We start from the raw sequence: 24,147 nt of genomic DNA, 5'->3' as shown, positions 1-24,147 counted from the left end.
GATCATTCCAGCAAACCCCGCGCGCATGGCCCGAACGGCGTGGTACCCGACATGTTCAAGGCCAAGGATCGCGCATCGCCGCCGCCTGCGCGGCATGCAAGATTGCGCGCGGCCCGGATCATCGCGCCGGGCCAGGTTGAAATTCAGTTGCTGCCGCTTCGTCCCCCCGCCCCCGGTGAAATACGGGTCGCGCTGGAAGGCTGCGGCGTCTGTGCCTCGAACCTGGAGCCGTGGGCCGGACCGGACTGGATGCAATTTCCCATCGAACCCGGCGGGCTGGGGCATGAAGGCTGGGGCCGGATCGACGCCATCGGCGCGGGCGTCACCGGTTTCAAGATCGGGCAGCGGGTTGCAATCCTGGGCCAACACAGCTTTGCCAGTCATGATTTTGTCCTGGAAGAGGCCGTTGTGCCCCTGCCCGCCGAACTGGATCATCTGCCATTTCCCGGCGAGCCGCTGGGATGCGCGATGAACATCTTCCGTCGCAGCGGCATCGTGCCCGGCCAGACCGTGGCAATCATCGGAATCGGGTTTCTGGGCGCGGCCCTGACCCGGCTTGCCGCGAATATCGGGGCAGATGTGATCGCCGTTTCGCGCCGCCCCGCCGCGCTGGCGCTGGCCCGCCGGATGGGTGCGGCCAGAGCCATTCCCATGCAAGACCATCACACGATCATCGACGAGATGCGCGCCCTAACCGCCAACCGCTTTTGCGATGTCGTCATCGAGGCAACCGGAAAACAATGGCCGCTTGACCTGGCTGGCGAAATCGTGGCGCAGGGCGGCCGACTGGTCATCGCCGGATATCATCAGGACGGCCCGCGCCAGGTCGACATGCAGAACTGGAACTGGCGCGGCATCGACGTCATCAACGCGCATGAGCGCGATCTGGCGGTTTGCCGGCGCGGCGTGCAAGAGGCGATCGCCGCAGTTCTGACCGGCAGGCTGAACCTTTCACCCCTGCTGACGCATCAGTATCCGCTTGAAAAACTTGACGAGGCAATGAACGCAACCCGCGACAAACCGGGTGATTTCGTAAAGGCGCTGGTCAAATGCAATTGACAGGCATCAATGGATTGCGCCTGGGCCGGGGCCTGACGCGAAAGCCGCGTCTGGGATTTGTCGGCCTTGGCTGGATCGGCCGCCACCGGATGCAGGCGATTGCCGGAACCGGGCTGGCCGATATCGTGGCGATTGCCGACACCTCTGCCGCCGCGCTGGACGAAGGTCGCGATATCGCCCCTGGCGCGGTGCAGGCCCAGACACTGGACGACGTGCTGGCGCAGAACCCCGATGGCGTGGTGATTGCCACGCCCAGTGCGTTGCACGCCGAACAATCCATTCGGGCATTGCAGGCCGGCGCTGCCGTCTTCTGTCAGAAACCGCTGGCGCGCAACGCGATCGAAGCACGAAAAGTCATCGCGGCGGCGCAGGCGGCAAACCGGCTGATTGCGACGGATCTGTCCTATCGCCACACAACGGCGCTGCACCGCATCAGGCAAGAGGTGCACAAGGGCAGCCTAGGCGATATCTTTGCGGTGGATCTGGTGTTCCACAACGTCTTTGGCCCTGACAAGGCGTGGTTTTATGATCCCCGCCTGTCGGGCGGCGGATGCGTCATGGATCTGGGGGTGCATCTGGTTGACATGGCGCTGTGGGTTCTTGATTTTCCCGATATCCAGACCGCAAGCGCCCATCTTTATTGCAAGGGCAGGCCCGCCGGCCCGCAGGATATCGAGGATTTCGCCGCCGCGACCCTGACCCTGACCAATGGCTGCGTCATTCGTCTTGCCTGCTCGTGGCGTTTGCATCTGGGGATGGATGCGGTAATCGCAGCCGATTTTCACGGCACCGCTGGCGGCGCAACCCTGCGCAATCACGACGGGTCGTTCTATGATTTCTTCGCCCATCATCATACTGGCACAACCAGCCGCACCCTGGCATCCCCGCCCGATGACTGGGGCGGGCGGGCCGCAATCCAGTGGGTGACGCAGATGGCGGAAGACCCCGGATATGATCCCGCCGCCGACCGCTTGGTGGTGCTGTCCGAAATCCTGGACATGATATACCGGCAGGACAAAACGCCGCCGCCCAGTCCTAGGCCTGATGTTCGCCCATTTCTTCGATCAGCATCAGACGGGCCCGGTTGACCCGGCTTTTCACGGTGCCAATGGCACATCCGCAAATTTCCGCCGATTCCTTGTAGCTCATGCCCAGAACCACGACCAGAACCAGCATGGAACGGTAATGTTCCGGCAAGCGCGCCAGTGCAATCATCATCTCTTTGCCGCGCAGCGTCCATTCCTGGGTTGGCGGCACAGAGATCGACATTTCGGCCACGTCGCGCTGGCCGGTCGGCTCTCGTTTCGCGCGTTTGATATTGGTCAGAAAGGTATTGCGCATGATCGTGAACAACCATGCGCGCAAATTCGTGCCGGATTGATACTTGTCCAGATTGTTGAGCGCCTTGAGAAGGGTTTCCTGAACAAGATCATCCGCATCGGATGAGTTCCGGCAAAGGGTCCAGCCATAGGCCCGCAATGCCGGGATAAGCTCCACTACGTCGTTACAGACCGCATTGTTTCCCACATCCAGGCGCATTCCGGACATTCTCCCGATATACTTGTATTGAAGGCACACTGAAATCCATGTGACCTGTGCGGCGTCAACGCAGGACCAGTTGCACGGTTCCGCGCGTCGCAGAGTGAAGGCGAAAGATGGGCAAGAATATTCCAACGGGAAACGGGACAGATCCAATGGTGTCACAGCCGGATGAAGGCCGGCGTTCAGATCGCCAGCAGGAGGCAGATCTGGATGCGCTTTTGCGGCAGCTTCGTCATCTGATCGTCGGTCAGGATACACCGCCGCATCTTCTGGATCTGGCGCGCCAGCTTGAGGACGCCCTGGCCCGTCGGCAAGGCACAGGGGCCGCCGACGACTGACATACGACACCGCGACCGGCACAACCCTTGCGGCGGGATCATATCCAGCCGGAACCATTCTGCCATCCCGATGTTCCCTGCCAGACAAAGGAGCACGCGATGACCCAATCCACCACCACGCAAGACCACGACATGATCCGCCATTGGGCCGAAGCCCGCGACGGACATCCGGCAAAAGTATCCACAGATGGCACAGGCGGCATATTGCGCATAGATTTCGGGACGCCCGAGGACAATCTGAGCCGCATTACATGGGAAGAATTTTTCACGATATTCGACGCCGAAAATCTTGCATTTCTTTATCAGGAAAAGACCAGCGACGGGCAGCCAAGCCGCTTTTGCAAATTCCTGTCGGCGGAGTGAGCCCCCACAGGAACATATGCGCCATGGCCATGTTCAGCTTCGATGACATGCAAAGGAGGCTGACATGACAGATTATCCAACTCCCCCATTTCCACGACAGTCGCAGCCGATGCCGGGTCTTACCCGATCAATGGATCCCCTGCCCGACCATGGCGAAGAAAGCTATCGCGGTTCAGGGCGGCTGCAGGGGCGCGTGGCGCTTGTGACAGGCGGCGACAGCGGCATCGGCAGGGCCGTGGCGCTGGCCTTTGCCCGCGAAGGGGCGGATGTGGCGATTTCCTTTCTGAAGGAAACCGAGGATGCCAGCGAAACCGAACAGCTTGTGACAAGCGCCGGCCGCAAGGCGCTGCTTCTGCCCGGTGACATCAAGGAGGCGGAACACTGCCGCAGCCTGATCGACAGGGTTTCGGACGAGTTCGGCCAGCTTGACATTCTGGTCAACAACGCCGCGCATCAGGCCAGTTTCAGTGATATATCGGATATCAGCGACGAAGAATGGGATCTGACCTTTCGCGTCAACATCCATGCGATGTTCTATCTGAGCAAGGCCGCCCTCAAGATCATGCGCAAGGGCGGGTCGATCATCAACACCGCCTCGATCAATTCCGACAAGCCCAACCCGTCCTTGCTGGCCTATGCCACGACCAAGGGCGCGATCCAGAACTTTACCGCCGGTCTGGCGCAGCTTGTCGCCCCCCAGGGCATCAGGGTGAATTGCGTGGCCCCCGGTCCGGTCTGGACGCCGCTGATCCCCTCGACAATGCCCGAAGAGGCCGTGGCGCATTTCGGCGAAAGTTATCCGATGAAGCGTCCCGCCCAGCCCGCCGAACTTGCCAGCGCCTATGTCATGCTGGCCGATCCGGTCTCCAGCTATACGTCAGGGGCGACAATCGCCGTGACGGGCGGCACCCCCCTTATGTGATATAGGAATGACGGCAGTATACTGCCGTCATTCCCAGGTTCAGTATTTCGTAGCCGGGTCGCTGGCGGGAAAACTTTCGTCCAGTTCCTCGTCCAGCTTCGACCATGTGGATGGCGGGTCGCGCATCATTTCGACCCCGGCGGGGCGAACGTCACCTGCGCCCTGTTCACGATCGGCCTTGGATGAGCTTGCCGGATGCGTCGACTGTTGCAAAGGCTTTCGCCTGCTGGCAGCCACCATCAGAAACGCCCCCGTGCCGACCGCCGCCGCACCGACAAACGCTGTCTTCAGTATATCGAGCATGGATGTTCGTGTCATTGTAATCTCCATCATGGGATCAGCGACAACTGGACGGGGCGGCATTTGTTCCTGTGTCCGGGCGGAATGATCACGCCGCGAAAGTCCGGAACCAGCCCTTTGACATCCGCGTTGGCGGATATATGGGGCGGTCCGCGTTGCCCATGGAAAAACCGGAGTCGTTTCAATGAAGCAAAGCATCCCGTCGGCACATCGCAAGACAGCCCGGTATCCAGAGCAAACACGTGTCTGTGCGCAGACCCTGTTCGAACAAGTTGATGCGGCACCCGATGACTGGGCCTTGTTTGTGGATATCGACGGCACGCTGATCGACATCGCAGCCACACCGCAGGCTATCGTCGTTCCACCTGATCTGCCCGGCACGCTGGTGAAGGTTCATGAAAGGATGCACGGCGCGATCGCCCTTGTGACGGGTCGGAATGTTGACTGGGTGCGGCGGATGTTCCAGCCTTTCACGCCACATGCAGCAGGTCTGCACGGTGCAGAGCGGCTGATGCCCGACGGCACGGTGACAACGGTTCGGCCTCCCTCGGACAGCGATCTGCTGCGTCGCACCATGCGCCAGCACCGCCTGTCAGGGGTCGAGTTCGAAGACAAGGGCGCGGCCTTTGCCCTGCATTACCGGGGCGCGCCGCAACAGCAGGCCCATGTGGAAGATTTCATACAGCAGCTTTTTGCACGGCTGCAGCCCGGCTGGCGCGTTCAGCGCGGCAAATGCGTGCTGGAAATTCACCCCGATGGCGTCTCGAAGGGCGAAACCCTTCAGGCATTCATGGCGCAACAGCCATTTGCCGGGCGGCGTCCGCTTGCCATTGGTGACGATCTGACCGACGAGAAAATGTTCGCAGCCGCCCAGGCGCTCGGGGGGCTTGCCATCCGTATAGATCAGGAGCCGCGCGAAACCCTCGCCGATGCGCTGTTGCACTCGCCCGCCCAGTTGCGCGCCCGTCTGCGGGGCCTGGCCCGATGAGCCGGCTGATTGTCGTCTCGAACCGGGTCCCGCTGCCGGATCGCAAGGGCAATATCCCGGCGGGCGGTCTGGCGGTGGCGATGCATTCGGCCTTGCAGGAAAACGGCGGTATCTGGATGGGATGGTCCGGTGAATCCAGCGGCCAGCACGATCCGGGCGAATTGACGATACGCCGGCATGGCAAGATCGACTTCGTGCTGACCACCTTGACGGAAAACGATATCTCTCAATACTACAACGGTTTCGCCAATCGCGTGCTCTGGCCGATCTTTCACTGCCGGCTGGACCTGGCGGAATATGGGCGCAGCGAAATGGCGGGCTATTTCCGGGTCAACCGGTTTTTCGCCGACCGGCTGCTGCCGCTGATCGAGCCCGATGACATCATCTGGATTCATGACTATCACCTGATCCCGCTTGCCGACGAGCTGCGCAAGCGCGGGGTGGCGAACCGGATCGGTTTCTTTCTGCACATTCCTTGGCCCGCGGCCGACATCCTGTTTGCGATGCCCGTCTATGACAGCCTGCTGAACATGCTGGCCGCCTATGACCTGATCGGCTTTCAGACCGCCTATGATCTTGAGAATTTCGTGGGTGCCCTGCGCCGTGACGGCTGCGGCGAACAGACCGACCCCGAACAGGTGCGTATCCATGACCGACAGGTGGCGGTGGGGGTATTTCCCATCAGTATTGAAACCGCCGAATTCGCCGAACTGGCCATGAAGACCGAAAATGACAAGATCGTGCAGGACCTGCGTGACAGCCTGCATGGCGAAACGCTGATCATCGGGGTGGACCGGTTGGACTATTCCAAGGGGATTTCCGAACGGATAGCGGCTTTCGACCAGTTTCTGAACAACAATCCTTCTGATCATGGGGCGATCACCTTGCTTCAGATCACGCCCAAATCCCGCAGTGATGTTCCCGAATACATGAACATAAAGGAAGAAATCGCCGCGCAATGCGGCAATCTGAACGGGCGGTATGGCACCGTCGACTGGGTGCCGATCCGCTATGTGAATCAATCCCTGCCCCGCTCTGTTCTCGCCGGATTGTACCGTCAGGCGCGCGTGGGCCTGGTGACGCCGCTGCGCGATGGCATGAACCTTGTGGCCAAGGAATATGTCGCGGCGCAAGATCCAGATGATCCGGGCGTTCTGATCCTGTCGCGCTTTGCCGGTGCGGCGCGCGAACTGACCGGCGCATTGCAGGTCAACCCCTATGACACCGAACAGATGGCGGCGGCCATCGGGCGCGCCTTGTCGATGCCGCTGGCCGAACGAAAGGCCCGCTGGCACCAGATGATGCGCCGTCTGCTGGACTATGACCTGATGCATTGGTGCGAAGATTTCATGCGGCATCTGCGCTGCCCGTAATCGGCATCATTTCGCCAGATCAACGTTCACCCACCCGAAGAATCTGCAACCTTGGGAACAGATACTGTTGATAGCTGTTGAACAATGAAACGTCTCTTCAACGAAACGTCTCTTCAACTCATGTGCAAAGGTGGATCGTGAACAAGAACTCCTTTCAGGCAGGACGGTCGCGCCCCCCCGTTCCCGGACGCAAGTTTTCACCGGCGGATGCAGACAGTGTTCACCAGAATTTGCGCAGATCGACAGGAGGAGAGATCATGAATCATCATGACATTCATCCCGTCGGCGCTTACGGGAATGTCCAGCGTATCCTCATGACAATCGATGCGGTGGGCGGGGTCTGGCGGTATGCCATGGATCTGGCAGTCGGATTGAAGAAATCCGGCATCGAAGTTGTTTTTGTCGGGTTCGGTCCCCGGCCGACAATGACACAGCGGCGCGAGGCCGAGGCGCTTGGCGTTGTGGTCTGGAGCAATCTGCCGCTCGACTGGATGGTCGATGACCCGGCCCTGCTGGATCCGGTGGCAGAGTTCATCACAACCACCGCCAATCTTCACAAGGTCAACCTTCTGCACCTGAACCTTCCGTCACAGGCGAACGGCCTTCAGACCGATCTGCCCGTTCTGGTTGTTTCGCATTCCTGTGTCGTGACATGGTTTGCCGCTGTGGAACATCGCGGTATCCCCCGGATATGGGATTGGCAGGCGCGCATCAACCAGCAGGGGTTTGCCCGTGCGGATCTGACGATCGTGCCATCGCAAAGCCATGCAAGCGCATTGGAAACCTGTTATGGCCCGCTGCATGATCTGCACATCGTCTATAACGCTTCACGCGCCGTGCTGCGAACGGTTGCGCCAGAGCCATTCATGCTGGCAGTGGGGCGCTGGTGGGACAAGGGCAAGAACGGGCAGCTTCTGAACGCAGCCGCACCAAAGCTGAAATGGCCGCTGATCATGGTCGGTTCAAATCAGTCGCCGCGCGGCGATACGCTTGCGATTGAACATGCAAAACACCTGGGCGAGCTGCCCCATGCCCAAACGCTGGCGCTGATCGAACGGGCCGGGATTTTCGTCTCTCCCTCGTTATACGAACCCTTCGGGCTGGCGGTTCTGGAAGCGGCGCACACGCGAACCGCGCTCGCCTTGGCGGATATTCCGATCTACCGTGAACTTTGGGACGACGCCGCGCTTTTCTTTGACCCCACAGATCCCGCAAGTCTGGCGGATTGTGTAAACCGGCTGTCCCGCCGCGCAGAGTTGCGCGCCGATCTGGCCGCCGCCGCCTGGAGACGGGCGCAAATACTGACGCCTGATCTGCAACTTGACCAGATGCTGGGGCATTACAGGAACATGTTCCACAGAACTGCGCATTATCCCGCCGCAATCTAGATGTGCCCGGCGGGAAGCTGGCAGGAACAAATCCTTCTGCCTTCAAGTTACCCTTCACAACGCTTGGCAACCAGAATGGCGGCAACAGTGTTTCCTTTTGCAGAATTTGACTTTCAGAAAGAAGCCATCCGATGAGGTCGCCAGGCAGATCGCGCACAAGAACCGGTGCAGATGCCATCAAGCATGCGGCCCGGTTTCGCTTGGCCATCGAAGGGATCATGCCCGATATTGACGGCGGGCGATTTGTGGCCAAGGCCCAATGCGGCGAACCATTCCCGATTGAGGCAGATGTCTTTTGCGATGGCCATGATGTCATCCGCGCCGCCGTGCTGTGGTGGGCGTCGGAAGATCGCGCCCTGCATGAACAGCAGATGGCAGCCCTCGGCAATGACCGCTGGCGTGCCACGATAACCTTCCCCGACAACGCCAGTTACGCGTTCACCATCATCGGCTGGCGCGATCTGTTCGCAAGCTGGCACATGGATACAGGCAAGAAGATCGCCGCGGGCCAGACCGTCAGCCTTGAGGCGCGCGAAGGCGTGGACCTGCTGCGCGCGGCGCTGGCCGCCAGGCCCGCCCCCGCCCCGCAGGACCGGATCGCCCTGCGCGACCTGCTGGGCAAGATCGAAACAACCGATAGCGCCGGAACGCTCGACCTGCTGATGGCCGGTGAAACGCTGGACCTGATGCACCGCGCCGGTCCGCGCACTCACCTGACGCGATACGAACGTGACATTCCGGTTTTCGTCGACCGTCCCCGCGCGGGGTTTTCGGCCTGGTATGAACTATTCCCGCGCTCTACCGGTGCGGGGACGGAACATGGAACTTTCAGGACCGTCATCGACCGGCTGCCCTATGTGCGGGATCTGGGGTTTGATGTTCTCTATTTTCCGCCCATCCATCCGATCGGGCGGACCAACCGCAAGGGGCGCAACAATTCGCTGACCCCTGCCCCCGATGATCCCGGCAGCCCCTATGCCATCGGCAGCACCGACGGGGGGCATGATGCGGTGCATCCCGATCTGGGCACTCTGGAGGATTTCGATGCGCTGGTTGCGGCGGCGCATGACCACGGGCTGGAAATCGCGCTCGATTTCGCCATCCAGTGTTCGCCCGACCATCCCTGGATCATCGAGCATCCCGAATGGTTCGACTGGCGGCCCGACGGCACCATAAAATTCGCCGAGAACCCGCCCAAGAAATACGAGGACATCGTGAATGTCCATTTCTATCGCGATGCCATTCCCGGCCTGTGGCTGGCGCTGCGTGAGGTGGTGCTGTTCTGGATCGGGCATGGCGTGCGCATCTTTCGGGTCGACAACCCCCACACCAAGCCCTTTCCGTTCTGGGAATGGCTGATCGCCGAGATTCGGCGCACCGATCCTGGCGTGATCTTCCTGGCCGAGGCCTTTACCCGACCCAAGGTGATGAAGCGGCTGGCCAAGCTGGGCTTCAACCAGAGCTATTCCTATTTCACCTGGCGCGATACCAAGGCGGGGCTGACCGAATACCTGACCGAACTGACCGCCGGCGACGCGCGCCACTACATGCGGCCGAATTTCTTCGTCAACACACCCGATATCAACCCCTATTTCCTGCAATCGTCAGGCAGGCCGGGCTTTCGCATCCGGCTGGTTCTGGCCGCGACGCTGGGCGGAAATTACGGCATCTATAACGGGTTCGAAATTTGCGAAGCCGCCCCCGTGCCCGGCAAGGAAGAATATCTGGACAGCGAGAAATACGAGATCCGCGATTGGGATTTCGACCGCGCCGGACATATCAAGGATGATATCCGGCTGATCAACCGCCTGCGCGCCGACCATCCCGCGCTGCAACGTTTTGCCGCGCTGAAATTCTTCAACGCCTTCGATGATGCCATTCTTTATTATGGCAAGTTCGACCCCGGCACCGGCAGCTATCTGCTGTTCCACGTCTTGCTGGATCCGCATGGGCCGCATGATTTTGCCTTCGAGGTGCCGCTTTGGGAATTCGGCCTGCCGGACGATGCCGGTATCGCGGTCGAGGATCTGCTGAACGGCAACCGCTTTGTCTGGCAGGGCAAGACCCACCAACTGACGCTGGACCCGGACGACCGGCCCTATGCGATCTGGCGCCTGCATCCTGCCGGAGATCAGCCATGATACGACCCGACGCGCTTTCCCATCCTCAGCCCGTCCTTGCCGAGACCAGCCGCCAGAGCGCCGACTGGTATAAGGATGCCGTCATCTATCAGGCGCATGTGAAGGCGTTTCAGGACAGCGACGGCGATGGTGTGGGCGATTTCACAGGCCTGATGCAACGGCTGGACCATGTTCAAAGCCTGGGGGCAACCGCGATCTGGCTGCTGCCCTTCTATCCCTCGCCACTGCGCGACGACGGCTATGATATCGCCGAATACAAGGCCATCCACCGCCAATATGGCACAATGGCCGATTTTCAGGCCTTCGTGGACGAGGCGCATCGGCGCGGCCTGCGCGTTATCACCGAGCTTGTCATCAATCACACCTCTGACCAGCATCCCTGGTTTCAGCGCGCGCGCAACGCCCCGCCGGGCAGCCCCGAGCGGGATTTTTACGTCTGGTCCGACGATCCGCACAAGTTTCCCGAAACGCGGATCATCTTTACCGATACCGAGACCTCGAACTGGGCCTGGGACGAGGCGGCGCAGCAATATTACTGGCACCGGTTCTACAGCCACCAGCCCGACCTCAATTTCGACAATCCGCAAGTGCTGGCCGAGGTTCTGGATGTCATGCATTTCTGGCTGGACATGGGGGTGGACGGCTTGCGGCTGGACGCCATCCCCTATCTGGTCGAGCGCGACGGCACCAATAACGAAAACCTGCCCGAGACCCATCAGGTGCTCAAGGCCATCCGCGCCGAACTGGATATGCATTATCCCGACCGGATGCTGCTGGCCGAGGCCAATCAGTGGCCCGAAGATACCCGCCCCTATTTCGGCGAGGGCGACGAATGCCATATGGGGTTCCACTTTCCGCTGATGCCGCGGATGTACATGGCCGTCGCCCAGGAAGACCGGCACCCGATCACTGACATCATCCGCCAGACCCCCGACATTCCCGACACCTGCCAATGGGCGATCTTTTTGCGCAACCATGACGAGTTGACGCTGGAAATGGTCACGGACCGCGAGCGTGACTATCTGTGGCAGACCTATGCCGCGGACCGGCAGGCGCGCATCAATCTGGGCATCCGGCGGCGGCTGGCGCCCTTGATGCAGAACGATCGTCGCAAGATCGAATTGCTCAACAGTCTGCTGCTGACGATGCCGGGAACGCCGATCCTGTATTACGGCGACGAGATCGGCATGGGCGACAATATCTATCTGGGCGACCGCGACGGGGTGCGCACCCCGATGCAGTGGTCGCCCGACCGCAATGGCGGGTTTTCGCGCGCCGATCCGCAGCGGCTCTATCTGCCGCCCATCCAGGATTCCGTCTATGGCCATCAGGCGCTGAATGTCGAGGCCGAGGCCAGCGATCCCTCATCCTTGCTGAACTGGATGCGGCGCATGGTTGGCGTGCGCCAGAACACCGGCCTTTTCGGGCGCGGCGCGATGAAACTGCTTTATCCGGCCAATCGCAAGGTGCTGGCCTATATCCGCGAACATGACGGACAGGCGGCGCTTTGCGTGGCCAATCTCAGCCGCAGCGCGCAGGCGGTCGAGATCGACCTGAGCGACTATGCCGGGCGGGTTCCGGTCGAGATGATGGGGAATTCGGCCTTTCCGCCGGTGGGTGCGCTGCCCTATCTGATCACCCTGCCCGCCTATGGCTTTTTCTGGTTCAGGCTGGCGGACAAGGCCGAGGCCCCCGACTGGTATAGCCCGCCGCCGCAGGTGCTGCCGGAATTCCTGACGCTGACCACCCGAGACGGGCGCATCGCCACCGCCCTGGCCGGCCGCGAGGGTCGGCAGCTGGAACAAGAGGTCTTGCCGCGTTTTCTGGAGTTGCAGCGCTGGTTCACCGCCAAGGACCGCGAGATCACCGCCGTGACGCTGACCCCGATCGCCGAGTTTGAACAGGGGCGCGGGGCGCTGGCCATCCTGGGGGTCGACCTGCAGGACGAAACCCAGTCCTATCTTCTGCCGCTGGCCGCGCGCTGGGGCGAGGATAACATATCATTCGGCGCGCCCACGCTGGGCTATACCATCGCCAAGCTGCGGCAAGGCGCCAATGTTGGCGGCCTGATCGACGGTGTGGTGGACGAGGATCTGGCCACCGCGCTTTTGTCGGGTCTGGCGGACAAGACCCGCCTTTCGACCGGGCATGGCACGTTGGTGTTCGACAGCATCGCCCCGGCGGACATCCTGGAACAGGCCGGCCCGCCCCGCCCGCTGGGGGTCGATCAAACCAATGCCTCGATCCTGTTTGGCGATACGCTGATCCTGAAGCTTTATCGCCGCCTGCGCGAAGGCGTACAGCCCGATATCGAAGTGTCACGCTTTCTGACCGAAACGGCGGGCTTTGATGGCACGCCGGCCTTTCTGGGCGAAATTGCTTTGGAAACCGAAACAGGCGCGCGAACCTCGCTGGGGGTTGCGTTTCGGTTCCTGCCCAATCAGGGCGATGCCTGGACCGTTCTGACCGACGCGCTGGAGCGCCATCTGCAGGATGTGGCGCTGACCCCGACCGGTGAAAATCGGCCCTATTCCCAGACGCTTGAAATGGGGGGGGTGATCGGCAGGCGGACCGCGCAGATGCATGCCGCCCTTGCCACCCCGACCGACGATCCCGCCTTTTGTGCCGCGCCCTTGCAAGATGCGGATATACGCGGCCTCGTGCGGGATGTGCATGCGGAACTGGCCGCGATGTTTGACGAATTGGCCAGGGCCCGCACGCTGTCAGACGATGCGCGCGCCCGGATCGCGGCCCTTGATCGCTGCCGTCAGGTTCTGGAAACCCGTATTGATACGGTCGCCGACATGATGCCTTCGGGACTGCAGACGCGCATTCACGGCGATTACCATCTGGGTCAGGTTCTGGTGGTGCAGGATGACGTCGCCATCATCGACTTCGAGGGCGAACCGCGCCGCCCGATGGACGAGCGCCGACACAAGGCATCGCCCCTGCGCGATGTGGCCGGAATGCTGCGTTCCTTCGACTATGCGGCGCATTCGGCATTGCGGCGTATGGCGGCAACCGGGGCGGATGCCGGTCTGGTCACAATGGCGGCGCAAGAATGGCTGGCCAAGGTGCGCGCCGATTTCCTGGCGGCCTATCGCAGCGCCCTGACTGAAAGCGCCCAAAGCCCGTCGGACCCTGCATTCGCCGAGGCGCTGCTGGATCTCTTCCTGATCCAGAAGGCGGTCTATGAGGTCGGCTATGAACTGGCCAGCCGGCCCGACTGGATCGACATTCCGCTGGACGGGCTTCTGGCGCTTGCCGGTGCAAAGGCTACGTCATGACCCGCATTCCCGATCCCGACCAGACCCTGCCCGAAGGCGCGCCCGCCCAGGCGCTGATTGACGCGATCGTGACCGGGCGGCTTGGCGACCCGTTCGCGGTGCTGGGTCGGCAGACCGGCCCGGATGGTGCGCAGACCCTGACCGTCTTTGCCCCCGATGCCGATACAGTATCCGCGATCCGCAACAAGAGCGGGCGCAGCATCGTCGATCTTGATCGCATCCATCCCGCTGGCCTGTTCTGGGCGCGTCTGCCCGCCAAGCTGAAATCCGATGCGCCTTACCGGCTGCGCCTGTCGCGCGACGGGCACGGCTGGGAACGCGAAGACCCTTACCGCTTCGGGCCGGTTCTGGGCGATCTGGACGAATACCTGATCGCCGAGGGTCGGCATGACGATCTGTACCGGCGGCTGGGGGCCCATCCGATGACGCATGACGGCGTGGCGGGCGTGGCCTTTGCCGTCTGGGCGCCCAATGCGCGGCGGGTCAGCGTGGTGGGCCATTTCAACGCCTGGGACGGGCGGCGCCACCCCATGCGCCGCCGTCTGGGTGCCGGATTGTGGGAGATCTTCATTCCCGGCCTAGTGCCGGGGGATCTTTATAAATACGAGATCATCGGCGCCTATGGCGAGGTTCTGCCGCTGAAGGCCGACCCGGTTTCCTTCCGCCAGGAACCGCCGCCCGCCACCGGATCGGTCGTGTCCGGCCTGCCGGATCACGACTGGCAGGATGCCGGATGGATGGCCGAACGCGCAGCCACGCCCCTGCTGAACCGGCCCGTGTCGATCTATGAGGTTCATCTGGGCAGTTGGCGGCGCGGCGCGAATGGCGAGGTTCTGGATTACGCCACGCTGGCCGATCTGCTGGTCGATTATGTCCGCGAGATGGGGTTCACCCATGTCGAATTGATGCCGGTGTCCGAACATCCCTTTACCGGCTCCTGGGGCTATCAGCCGATCGGCTTGTTCGCCCCCACCGCGCGCCATGGCAGCCCGGCCGATTTCGCCGGTTTCGTCGACCGCCTGCACGGCGCCGGAATTGGCGTGATCGTCGATTGGGTGCCCGCGCATTTTCCGGCGGATGAGCATGGGCTGGCCCGTTTCGACGGCACCGCCCTTTATGAACATGAAGATCCCCGGCTGGGCTTTCACCGCGACTGGAACACGCTGATCTATAATTTCGGGCGCAACGAGGTGGCGAACTTCCTGCGCGCCTCCGGCCTGTTCTGGCTGGAAGTCTATCACGTCGACGGGCTGCGCGTGGATGCGGTGGCCTCGATGCTGTATCTCGACTATTCACGCCAGCCCGGCGAATGGATCCCGAACCGCCATGGCGGGCGGGAAAATCTGGATGCCATCGACTTTCTGCGCGCCACCAATGCGTTGATCGGCGCGCGGGCACCCGGCGCCGCCACCCTGGCCGAAGAAAGCACCGCCTGGCCCGGCGTCAGCCGCCCGGTGGATCAGGGTGGGCTGGGCTTCGATTTCAAGTGGAACATGGGCTGGATGCACGATTCCCTGCATTATATCGCCCATGACCCGATCCATCGCCGCCATCACCACAGCGAGATGACCTTTTCAATGCACTATGCCTTTACCGAGAATTTCGTGCTGCCGATCAGCCATGACGAGGTGGTGCATGGCAAGGGATCGCTTCTGAACAAGATGCCGGGCGACCGCTGGCAAAAATTCGCGAACCTGCGCGCCTATCTTGGGTTCATGTGGACCCATCCGGGCAAGAAGCTGTTGTTCATGGGCTGCGAATTCGCGCAGGAACGCGAATGGAACCACGATACATCGCTGGACTGGCATCTGCTGGACGATGCGTCCCATGCGGGCGTGCAGACCCTGGTGCGCGATCTGAACCGCGCCTATCGCGACCTGCCGGCGCTACATCAACTTGACTGCGATCCGACCGGGTTCGAATGGGTCATCCCCGATGACGCGGAAAACAGCGTCTTCGCCTTTCTGCGCAAGGGGGCCGAGGGCGCGCCGGTTCTGATCCTGTGCAACCTGACCCCGGTGGTGCGCGACGCCTATCGGGTGGGCGTGCCGCTGGGCGGGAAATGGACGCAATACCTGAATACCGACGCGGCGGCCTATGGCGGATCGAATGTCGGGAACGGCGACGCGGTTCATGCGTTGGACGATGAAAGTCACGGGCTGCCCTTCACGCTGTCCCTGACCCTGCCACCGCTTGCCACCCTCATTTTCATACCGGAAAGCTGACCATGCCCAACAGCGATAACCTTCCCCTTGCCGGTTCCGATGTTCCCCTGGGCGCGCATTGGGACGGATCGGGGGTAAACTTTGCCCTGTTTTCGGCGAATGCGACCAAGGTGGAACTCTGTCTGTTCGACGAGCGCGGCCGGCGCGAAATCGACCGGATCGAATTGCCCGAATATCGCCACGAAGTCTGGCACGGCTATTTTCCCCGCATTCGACCCGGCCAGCTTTATGGCTATCGCGTTCACGGCCCCTATGCACCAGAGGCGGGCCACCGCTTCAACCCCAACAAGCTGCTGCTGGATCCCTATGCGCTGGCCCTGAATGGCGATCTGCGCTGGCACGACGCGCTGTTTGGCTATCGCGTCGGTCATGGCAAGGAAGACCTTTCCTTCGACAAGCGCGATTCAGCCTTTGTGATGCCCAAATGCGTGGTGATCGACACGGCCCATACCTGGGGCGATGATATCCGGCCGCAGACCCCCTGGGGGCGCAGCATCATCTATGAGGCGCATGTAAAGGGCATGACGGCGCGCCATTCCGGCCTGCGCGAACCGATCCGCGGCACGTTCGAGGGGCTGGCCAACCCGCGCACCATCGACCATCTGGTGAAGCTGGGCGTGACGGCGATCGAGCTGATGCCGTTGCAGGCCTTCTACGACGATCACTATCTGGTCGAGCGCGGGCTGACGAATTTCTGGGGCTATAACACGCTGGGCTTCTTTGCGCCGGCCCCGCGCTATCTGTCACCGAACGGTGGCATAAACGAGTTCAAGCTGATGGTCCGCCGTCTGCATCAGGCGGGGATCGAGGTCATCATGGATGTGGTCTATAACCACACCGCCGAAGGCAGTCACCTTGGCCCCACGCTCAGCTTTCGGGGTATCGACAATGCCAGCTATTATATCCTTGGCGATGATCCGCGATATTACTATGACACCACCGGCTGCGGCAATTCGCTGAACCTGCGTCATACCCGCGTTTTGCAGATGGTGATGGACAGCCTGCGGTATTGGGTCGAGGAATGCCATGTCGACGGGTTCCGCTTCGATCTGGCCACCACGCTGGGCCGCGAACGCGATGCCTTCGACATGCATGCCGTGTTTCTGGAAACCATGCGCCAGGACCCGGTTCTGTCCGGGGTCAAGCTGATCGCCGAACCCTGGGATACCGGAAACGACGGCTATCAACTGGGCAATTTCCCGCCCGGCTGGGCCGAATGGAATGACCGCTATCGCGACACCGCGCGCGCCTATTGGAAGGGCGATCCCGGGCAGTTGCCGGTGCTGGCCGACGGGCTGCTGGGATCATCGCAGCTTTTCGACAAGCGCGGGCGGCGGCCCTGGGCATCGGTCAATTTCATCACCGCCCATGACGGGTTCACGCTGATGGATCTGGTCAGCTATAACGACAAGCATAACGAGGCCAATGGCGAGGACAATCGCGACGGCCATTCGCATAACCTGTCCTGGAATTGCGGGGTCGAAGGCCCGACCGATGATCCCGCCATCATCGAGTTGCGCGAACGCCAGCGGCGCAACCTGATGGCCACGCTGCTGCTCAGCCAGGGCACGCCGATGATCCTGATGGGCGATGAACGCGGGCGCAGCCTGCTGGGCAACAACAACGCCTATTGCCAGGACACTGACATAAACTGGCTGGACTGGGAAAACGAAAACCCGCCCGATGTGGCGTTCGAGGACTTCGTGCACGCCCTGATCGCCTTTCGCAAAAAGCGGGCGGCGCTGTGGGACATGCCGTTCCTGCATGCGGACCCCGCGCCCCGCAATCCCGGATTTGCCTATTGGATCCGGCCGGACGGTGAAAAGATGACCCCCGAAGACTGGCAAAACGCCGAGGCGCGCGCGATCGGCCTGATGCTGTGCAGCCCGGATCAATGCGTGCTGATCCTGCTGAATGCCGCGCATGAACCCATCCATATGGCCCTGCCGCAAACCGAACAGGGAACGTTCCGCTGTGTCATCGACACCGCCGAAGGAACGCTCAGCGACAAGGGCCTGGATATCATCAAGGACGGCGCGGTCGAGCTGCGTGACCGCGCGATGCTGGTGTTGGAGACGGAATAGTGAGCTGCCAGACGACTGAATGGGGCGCCGTGCTGCGCGCCGACGGAGTTGCCCGCTTTCGCATCTGGGCGCCGGGCGAGGATCGGCTGGACCTGCGCCTGGGCGGAACCGATCATCCCATGCGCCGCAACGGGGCGGGATGGTTCGAGCTTGAGTTGCCCGCCGCCGCCGGAAGCGCCTATGCCTTTGTGCTGCCAGAGGGCGCGGTCGTGCCCGACCCCGCCGCGCGCGCGCAGATGGGGGATGTCCACGGGCCCTCGCGGCTGACCGATCCGAATGGTTATCGCTGGAGGCATCGTGGCTGGCGTGGACGGCCCTGGGAAGAAACGGTTCTGTATGAATTGCATATCGGCACCTTCACCAGCGAAGGCACCTTCGCCGCCGCCGCCGCGCGCCTGCCTGATTTGGCCGAATTGGGAATAACCGCGATAGAGCTGATGCCCGTCGCGCAATTCGCGGGCGATCGCGGCTGGGGCTATGACGGCGTGCTGCTTTACGCGCCCCACCCCGCCTATGGCACCCCCGATGACATGAAGGCCCTTGTCGATGCCGCGCATGGGCACGGGATGTCGGTTTTGCTGGACGTGGTCTATAACCATTTCGGGCCCGAGGGGAATTATCTGCCGCGCTATGCGCCGGATTTCTTTCACCCCGAGATCCACACCCCCTGGGGCGGCGCAATCGCCTATGAAAAAACGCCGGTGCGGCAGTTCTTCATCGACAACGCGCTTTACTGGCTGCGTGAATTTCATCTGGACGGGCTGCGTCTGGATGCGATCGACCATATCCATGATCCTGCCGATCCCGATATCCTGACCGATATCGCCACCCGTATCCGGGCCGAGATCACCGACCGGCCGATCCATCTGACAACCGAGGATGCGCGCAACATCACCACCCTGCATGAACGCGGCGAAGATGGCGCCGTGCCGCTTTACACCGCCGAATGGAATGATGACCTGCACAACGTCGCCCATGTCATCGCCACCGCCGAGGATGACGGCTATTACATCGATTATACCACCGATCACTGGGCGCTGATGGCGCGCGCGCTGGCCGAAGGTTTTGCCTTTCAGGGGCAGCATTCACAGCGTTTGGGCAAAGACCGCGGCCAGCCCTGTGCGCATCTGCCGCCCGCTGCCTTCGTCGATTTTCTGCAGAACCATGACCAGATCGGCAACCGCGCCTTTGGCGAGCGTCTGACTACGCTGGCTAATCACGATCTGCTGCGCAGCCTGATGGCGGTGCTGCTGCTGTCGCCGCATATCCCGCTGCTGTTCATGGGCGAGGAATATGGTGAAACCCGGCCGTTCTGCTTTTTCTGCGACTTTCATGACGAACTGGCCGATCTTGTCCGCGACGGACGGCGGCAAGAGTTTTCGCATTTCGCCGCTTTCGCCAGCCTGACAGACCTCAGCATGATCCCCGATCCCAACGCGCTTTCCACGTTCGAGGCGTCGCGGCTCGACTGGTCCAGGCGGCAGATGCCCGAAGGCGCCGAGGCAATTGCCTTCATGCGGGATATTCTGGCGCTGCGCCAAAAGCATGTCGTGCCCCATCTTGCCGGGACCGGCGCAAATGCCGGATCCATCCTGACCTGTGCCGATGGCGGTATCGCGGTCGACTGGACGCTCAACGGCGCGCGCCTGTCCTTGCGGGCCGCATTGTCCGACCATGCGCCCGCCCTGCCGCAGGCAGGCGGTCAAGCCATCTATACGCTTGGCGGGCCGTTTCCTGTCACCTTTCATCTGGAAAAGACGACATGACCGATCTTCGCGCCCTGGCCCGGCACCATGGCCTGACGACCGACTATCCCGATCTGGCCGACGATTTCCGTCAGGTGCCCGACTATACGCTATGTCAGATTCTGGAACGTCTGGGCGTGGACCCCGAGGGGCCGATCACCGGCGAACCCGCCCGTCAGGACATGGCCGTTCCGGGCGACGCCTTGTGTTTTGTGCCGGACTGGCTGGAAAACGCGCCCGCCTGGGGGATTTTCTGTCAGCTTTACGAACTGCGCTCGGCGCGCAATCACGGGATCGGCGATTTCCGCGATCTGGCTGATCTTGCGCGGGTTGCGGGTGCCGCCGGTGCGGATTTTCTGGGCGTCAGCCCGCTGCACGCGCTGTTTTCCGCCAACCCGGCGCAGTGCAGCCCCTATTCGCCGTCAAGCCGGCTGTTCCTGAACCCGGTCTATATCGCGCTGGACGATGTGCCCGGCTTCGATCCCGCCGATATCGCGCCGCCCGATGACGGCGACCTTGTCGATTATGAAACGGTCGTGCCGGCCAAACTGGCGGCCCTGCGCAAAACCTTTGCGCGCCTGTCGGACCTTCCCGCGGAATTTGACCATTTCTGTGCAAAGGGTGGCGTTGCCCTTGATCGCCACGCCCTGTTTGAATCCCTGTCCGCGCATATGGTGGCCGAGGGCCACGCAGCCGGTTGGATGACCTGGCCGGAAGCATTTCGCGACCCCGAAGGCGCCGAAGTCGCGGCCTTTGCCAAAGTCCACGGCGACGATCTGCGCTTTCACAAATGGCTGCAATGGATCGCGGCGGCGCAACTGAAAGCCGCAATGCAGGCCTGCCGGTCTTCGGGAATGCGCATCGGTCTTTATCTTGATGTTGCCGTCGGCGAGGCCCCCGATGGGTCAACCGCATGGTCCAGCCGCGATGTTCAGATGCCGGGGCTGTCGATCGGCGCACCGCCCGACATGTTTGCGGTCGACGGGCAGAACTGGGGGCTGTCCGCGCCCTCGCCCGCTGCGCTCAGGGCGCTGGACTTTGCCCCCTATCGCCAACTGATCGCCGCGCAGATGCGCCATGTCGGCGCCTTGCGCATTGATCACGCGATGGCGCTTTGGCAGCTTTTTCTGATCCCTCATGGCGAGTTGGCGTCGGCCGGGGCGCATCTGCGCTATCCGATGGCCGATCTGATCCGCGTTTGGGCCGACGAAAGCCGCAGGCATCGCGTGTTGATCGTGGGCGAAGATCTGGGGTTTGTCCCGGACGGATTTCGCGAGGCGATGCAGGCGGCAAATATCCTTTCCTATCGGATCCTCTATTTCGAACAGCATGATGGCGCGTTTCTGCCGCCGGATGACTATCCCAAAGAAGCCCTGGCATGCCTGTCCACCCATGATCTGCCGGTCCTCGAACGTTGGTGGACAGGCGATGATATCGCGCTTCGGCGCAGCCATGCGCTGGTCGGGGCCGAAGCGTCCGACGCCCAGCTTGCCGCCAGGGATCACGAAAAGCTGGCGCTGGCCCAGGCGATGATCGCAGCACGAGTGCTGGATCACCTGCCGCAACTGGACGAACCGCTGTCAGATGCGCTGCTGGTGGCAGCCTATCGGTTTCTGGCGCGCAGCCCTGCATTTCTGGTGGGTGTCCGCTTGGCCGATCTGGTCGGCCCGAAGGATCCGACCAACCTGCCGGGCACGGTTAATACCTATCCGAACTGGCGTCACCGCAGCCCCGTGCGCATCGAAGACATCGCCGCCGATCCGTGTTTCGCCGCCGTGGCGCAGGCCATGCGGCACGAGCGTCCGCGCCAGCCATGATCCCCCGCATCGCCACCTATCGGCTGCAATTCCGCAATGGCATGACCTTTGATCGCGCCGCCGGCATCGTGCCCTATCTGGCCGACCTGGGCGTCAGCCATCTTTACGCCTCGCCGATATTCGCGGCCACGGAGGGGTCCACCCACGGCTATGACATCACCGATTACAACCGGATCGACCCGGCGCTGGGCGGTCAGGCGGGCTTTCTGCGCCTGTCGGCGGCGTTGAAACAGGCCGGGCTTGGCCTGATGCTGGATATCGTGCCCAACCACATGTCGGCCTCGATGCAGAATCCGTGGTGGCGCGAGGTTGTGGAATGGGGCGCTGCGGCCCCTCATGCCCGGCATTTCGATATCGACTGGTCCGAGCGGCTGACGCTGCCCATGCTGGATTCCGATTTCGCAACCGTGCAGGAGACGGGAACCCTTGCCCTTGCCATCGACACCGAACACCGCGGTCTGGTGCTTTGCTGCGGCGACGTGCCTATCCCGCTGGCCCCCCCCAGCTATGACATGCTGGACGATCCCGCATTTGCGGCCCTGCGCGCGGCGGCGGCGGATGCCGATCCCGCAAGGCCGGATCGTTTCCACAAGGATATCGCGCCGCTTCTGACCGATGAAATCACTCCGGCACTGACAAGACTGTCGCAGGACCGCGATCATGTCGCCCGGTTGCACGATGCGCAGCCCTGGGTGCTGACGGACTGGCGCACCGCCAAACACCATCTCAGCTATCGCCGCTTTTTCGAGGTCACCGGCCTTGTGGGGACAAGGGTCGAAGACCCGCAGGTTTTTGACGATATCCATCGGCTGACGCTTGATCTGGTGCGCCAGGGCCATGTCGATGCCTTGCGGGTGGATCATGTCGACGGGTTGGCCGACCCCACCGCCTATCTGCACCGGCTGCGCGGTGCCGTCGGCGCGGATGTCTGGATCATCGTCGAAAAGATCACCGAAGGCGCGGAAACATTGCCTTCCGGCTGGCCGGTCGAAGGCACGACGGGATATGAATTCATCGCCGCGATGACCGACCTGTTCACCGACAATGCCGGTGCCGCGCGTCTGCAGACGGCCTATGCCAACCGCACCGGATCGGACCCGGCAGACCGACAGCGCGCCCGGATCAAGCGCGTCATAGTCACCCGCAATTTCGAAGGAGAACTGAACCGGCTTACCGATCTGCTGTGCCGGCATTCCGATGGTCATCCGGGCACGCTGCGCGATGCGTTGACCGCGCTGATCGTGGGGTTGCCGGTCTATCGGACCTATGGCGATGCGGCGGGATTCTGCGCCTCCGATGCCGCCCTGCTGCGCCAGACCGCCGAAACTGTCAGCGCCGATCCGCGCGCAATGGCCGAGGTGCTGCGCGTACTGTCCGATCCCGAAGCGGCGGAACTGCGCAGCCGGTTTCAGCAGTTGACCGGCCCGGCGATGGCCAAGGCCGTGGAAGACACCCTGTTCTATCGCCACAACGCGATGATGGCCCGAAACGAGGTCGGGGCCGATCCGGCCAGCCCGCCCGCCCATACCGATCAGGTGCATGCCGCCCTTGCCCGCCGCGGCCGGCAGGAGCCTTTCGGCCTGCTGGCCTCGGCCACGCATGACACCAAACGGGGCGAGGATGCCCGCGCCCGCCTTTGCGCCCTGTCGCATCTGCCCGAGAACTGGCTTGGCGGCATTGATGCGCTGGCCGCGATGGCCGCCAGCCCCGCGCCCGACGCCGATGTCGAATGGTTGATCCTGCAATCGCTCTGCGCGATCTGGCCCCTTGATGATGCGCTTGACGACGGCGCGCTTGGCGCCCTCAAGCAGCGGTTCAGCGCCTATCTGACCAAGGCCCTGCGCGAGGCGAACCGGCAGACGGACTGGGCCGAACAGGACGAATTATATGAACAGGCCGCAATGAACCACGCCATGTCGCTGTTGGACAATCCAGCATTTCGCAGCGGGTTCAGCGTGCTATTGTCGCCCATTGCCGCGTTGGGCAATCACATCAGCCTGGCGCAGACGCTGATAAAACTGACCGCGCCGGGTATCCCGGATATCTATCAGGGCAGTGAATTCGCCGATTTCAGCCTTGTCGACCCTGACAACCGCCGCCCGGTGGATTTCGAGAACCTGGCCAGACAGTCAAGGATTGCCCATCCCGACCGACGCGCCATGCCCGAGAGAAAGATTGAATTGATTCAAAAGGTTCTTGCTGACAGGCGCAGCAATCCGGCCCTTTATGCCCTTGGCAACTACACCGCCGTTCCCATCTCGGGCGGGGACAGCAACCTGTTCGCCTTTCTGCGCAGCTATCATGACATATACCTGCTGGTCGTCCTGCGTCTTGCCCCAACGCCGACATATGGCGCACAAAACGCGATATTGCACCCTCCCGCCCATTTGCCGCTGCTCGTCGAGATGATGACGGGCAAACCGCTGACAGGAACCGCCGTGCCGGTTGACCGCCTTCTGGGCGCCGATGAAATGGCAATTTTCCACAGCCCGCGCCACTGAACATGTGCCTCGCGCGACAGCCGTCACTTTGGGCTTGCCGCGTATCCATGACGCCAGGCGAAACATACACCAAG

General features: G+C 62.1%; 17 protein-coding genes. 15 read left to right on the top strand and 2 right to left on the bottom strand.

Translation table 11 applies throughout. The features are described 5' to 3' along the window. The first annotated feature begins 51 nt into the window (after positions 1–51). A complete protein-coding gene (locus tag ACTCHC_RS00380) occupies positions 52–1,059 on the top strand; it encodes an MDR/zinc-dependent alcohol dehydrogenase-like family protein (protein WP_463020488.1) in 1,008 nt (335 codons plus the stop codon). Beyond that, positions 1,050–2,147 (top strand): Gfo/Idh/MocA family protein, encoded by a 1,098-nt coding sequence (locus ACTCHC_RS00375; protein WP_463020460.1) that lies wholly within the window; start codon positions 1,050–1,052, stop codon positions 2,145–2,147. The genes ACTCHC_RS00380 and ACTCHC_RS00375 overlap by 10 nt, the downstream gene beginning before the upstream one ends. Here ACTCHC_RS00375 and ACTCHC_RS00370 read toward each other — a convergent pair. Beyond that, positions 2,095–2,598 (bottom strand): sigma-70 family RNA polymerase sigma factor, encoded by a 504-nt coding sequence (locus tag ACTCHC_RS00370; RefSeq protein ID WP_463020459.1) that lies wholly within the window; start codon positions 2,596–2,598, stop codon positions 2,095–2,097. The two genes, ACTCHC_RS00375 and ACTCHC_RS00370, sit on opposite strands and share 53 nt — an antisense overlap. 158 nt (positions 2,599–2,756) lie before the next feature. On the opposite strand from ACTCHC_RS00370, the gene ACTCHC_RS00365 reads away from it, so the two are divergent. The 3 genes from ACTCHC_RS00365 (at position 2,757) to ACTCHC_RS00355 (ending at position 4,224) form a co-directional block, all read left to right on the top strand. After that, positions 2,757–2,939 (top strand): hypothetical protein, encoded by a 183-nt coding sequence (locus ACTCHC_RS00365; protein WP_463020458.1) that lies wholly within the window; start codon positions 2,757–2,759, stop codon positions 2,937–2,939. Between the two features lie 99 nt (positions 2,940–3,038). Continuing rightward, positions 3,039–3,302: a hypothetical protein gene (locus ACTCHC_RS00360; RefSeq protein WP_463020457.1), complete on the top strand. Its 264-nt coding sequence runs from the start codon at positions 3,039–3,041 to the stop codon at positions 3,300–3,302. 64 nt (positions 3,303–3,366) lie between these two features. Then, positions 3,367–4,224, top strand: a complete 858-nt coding sequence (locus ACTCHC_RS00355) for an SDR family oxidoreductase (protein WP_463020456.1) — start codon at positions 3,367–3,369, stop codon at positions 4,222–4,224. A gap of 39 nt (positions 4,225–4,263) precedes the next feature. Here ACTCHC_RS00355 and ACTCHC_RS00350 read toward each other — a convergent pair whose 3' ends face one another. Beyond that, a complete protein-coding gene (locus ACTCHC_RS00350; protein ID WP_463020455.1) occupies positions 4,264–4,542 on the bottom strand; it encodes a hypothetical protein in 279 nt (92 codons plus the stop codon). A 166-nt stretch (positions 4,543–4,708) separates the two neighbouring features. Between ACTCHC_RS00350 and otsB the strand changes: the two genes are divergently transcribed. From otsB to treY, 10 genes are all read left to right on the top strand, one after another. Further along, a complete protein-coding gene (otsB, locus tag ACTCHC_RS00345) occupies positions 4,709–5,512 on the top strand; it encodes a trehalose-phosphatase (RefSeq protein WP_463020454.1) in 804 nt (267 codons plus the stop codon). Beyond that, positions 5,509–6,885: an alpha,alpha-trehalose-phosphate synthase (UDP-forming) gene (gene otsA / locus ACTCHC_RS00340; protein WP_463020453.1), complete on the top strand. Its 1,377-nt coding sequence runs from the start codon at positions 5,509–5,511 to the stop codon at positions 6,883–6,885. The genes otsB and otsA overlap by 4 nt, the downstream gene beginning before the upstream one ends. 257 nt (positions 6,886–7,142) lie before the next feature. Further along, complete coding sequence (locus tag ACTCHC_RS00335; protein ID WP_463020452.1) at positions 7,143–8,273, top strand: glycosyltransferase family 4 protein; 1,131 nt, start codon at positions 7,143–7,145, stop codon at positions 8,271–8,273. Between the two features lie 131 nt (positions 8,274–8,404). Continuing rightward, a complete protein-coding gene (locus ACTCHC_RS00330) occupies positions 8,405–10,414 on the top strand; it encodes an alpha-1,4-glucan--maltose-1-phosphate maltosyltransferase (protein ID WP_463020451.1) in 2,010 nt (669 codons plus the stop codon). Next, positions 10,411–13,701, top strand: a complete 3,291-nt coding sequence (gene treS / locus ACTCHC_RS00325) for a maltose alpha-D-glucosyltransferase (RefSeq protein ID WP_463020450.1) — start codon at positions 10,411–10,413, stop codon at positions 13,699–13,701. Before ACTCHC_RS00330 ends, treS begins: the two co-directional genes overlap by 4 nt. Continuing rightward, on the top strand, positions 13,698–15,926 hold the full coding sequence (glgB, locus tag ACTCHC_RS00320) for a 1,4-alpha-glucan branching protein GlgB (RefSeq protein WP_463020449.1): 2,229 nt from the start codon (positions 13,698–13,700) through the stop codon (positions 15,924–15,926). The genes treS and glgB overlap by 4 nt, the downstream gene beginning before the upstream one ends. Before the next feature lie 2 nt (positions 15,927–15,928). Next, positions 15,929–18,010: a glycogen debranching protein GlgX gene (gene glgX / locus ACTCHC_RS00315; RefSeq protein WP_463020448.1), complete on the top strand. Its 2,082-nt coding sequence runs from the start codon at positions 15,929–15,931 to the stop codon at positions 18,008–18,010. Beyond that, positions 18,010–19,776, top strand: coding sequence for a malto-oligosyltrehalose trehalohydrolase (treZ, locus tag ACTCHC_RS00310; RefSeq protein ID WP_463020447.1), 1,767 nt, complete (start codon positions 18,010–18,012; stop codon positions 19,774–19,776). The genes glgX and treZ overlap by 1 nt, the downstream gene beginning before the upstream one ends. After that, positions 19,773–21,572, top strand: a complete 1,800-nt coding sequence (malQ, locus tag ACTCHC_RS00305; protein WP_463020446.1) for a 4-alpha-glucanotransferase — start codon at positions 19,773–19,775, stop codon at positions 21,570–21,572. Before treZ ends, malQ begins: the two co-directional genes overlap by 4 nt. Further along, positions 21,569–24,073, top strand: coding sequence for a malto-oligosyltrehalose synthase (gene treY, locus ACTCHC_RS00300; protein WP_463020445.1), 2,505 nt, complete (start codon positions 21,569–21,571; stop codon positions 24,071–24,073). The genes malQ and treY overlap by 4 nt, the downstream gene beginning before the upstream one ends. The last annotated feature ends 74 nt before the right edge of the window (positions 24,074–24,147 follow it).

Source organism: Actibacterium sp., from assembly GCF_055134745.1.
This window is presented reverse-complemented; position numbering and strand designations above follow the sequence as displayed.

Coding starts and splice junctions, on each gene's coding strand:
- ACTCHC_RS00380 (WP_463020488.1), top strand. CDS start 52: ATGTTCAAGGCCAAGGATCGCGCATCGCCGCCGCCTGCGCGGCATGCA.
- ACTCHC_RS00375 (WP_463020460.1), top strand. CDS start 1,050: ATGCAATTGACAGGCATCAATGGATTGCGCCTGGGCCGGGGCCTGACG.
- ACTCHC_RS00370 (WP_463020459.1), bottom strand. CDS start 2,598: ATGCGCCTGGATGTGGGAAACAATGCGGTCTGTAACGACGTAGTGGAG.
- ACTCHC_RS00360 (WP_463020457.1), top strand. CDS start 3,039: ATGACCCAATCCACCACCACGCAAGACCACGACATGATCCGCCATTGG.
- ACTCHC_RS00355 (WP_463020456.1), top strand. CDS start 3,367: ATGACAGATTATCCAACTCCCCCATTTCCACGACAGTCGCAGCCGATG.
- ACTCHC_RS00350 (WP_463020455.1), bottom strand. CDS start 4,542: ATGACACGAACATCCATGCTCGATATACTGAAGACAGCGTTTGTCGGT.
- otsB (WP_463020454.1), top strand. CDS start 4,709: ATGAAGCAAAGCATCCCGTCGGCACATCGCAAGACAGCCCGGTATCCA.
- otsA (WP_463020453.1), top strand. CDS start 5,509: ATGAGCCGGCTGATTGTCGTCTCGAACCGGGTCCCGCTGCCGGATCGC.
- ACTCHC_RS00335 (WP_463020452.1), top strand. CDS start 7,143: ATGAATCATCATGACATTCATCCCGTCGGCGCTTACGGGAATGTCCAG.
- ACTCHC_RS00330 (WP_463020451.1), top strand. CDS start 8,405: ATGAGGTCGCCAGGCAGATCGCGCACAAGAACCGGTGCAGATGCCATC.
- treS (WP_463020450.1), top strand. CDS start 10,411: ATGATACGACCCGACGCGCTTTCCCATCCTCAGCCCGTCCTTGCCGAG.
- glgB (WP_463020449.1), top strand. CDS start 13,698: ATGACCCGCATTCCCGATCCCGACCAGACCCTGCCCGAAGGCGCGCCC.
- glgX (WP_463020448.1), top strand. CDS start 15,929: ATGCCCAACAGCGATAACCTTCCCCTTGCCGGTTCCGATGTTCCCCTG.
- malQ (WP_463020446.1), top strand. CDS start 19,773: ATGACCGATCTTCGCGCCCTGGCCCGGCACCATGGCCTGACGACCGAC.
- treY (WP_463020445.1), top strand. CDS start 21,569: ATGATCCCCCGCATCGCCACCTATCGGCTGCAATTCCGCAATGGCATG.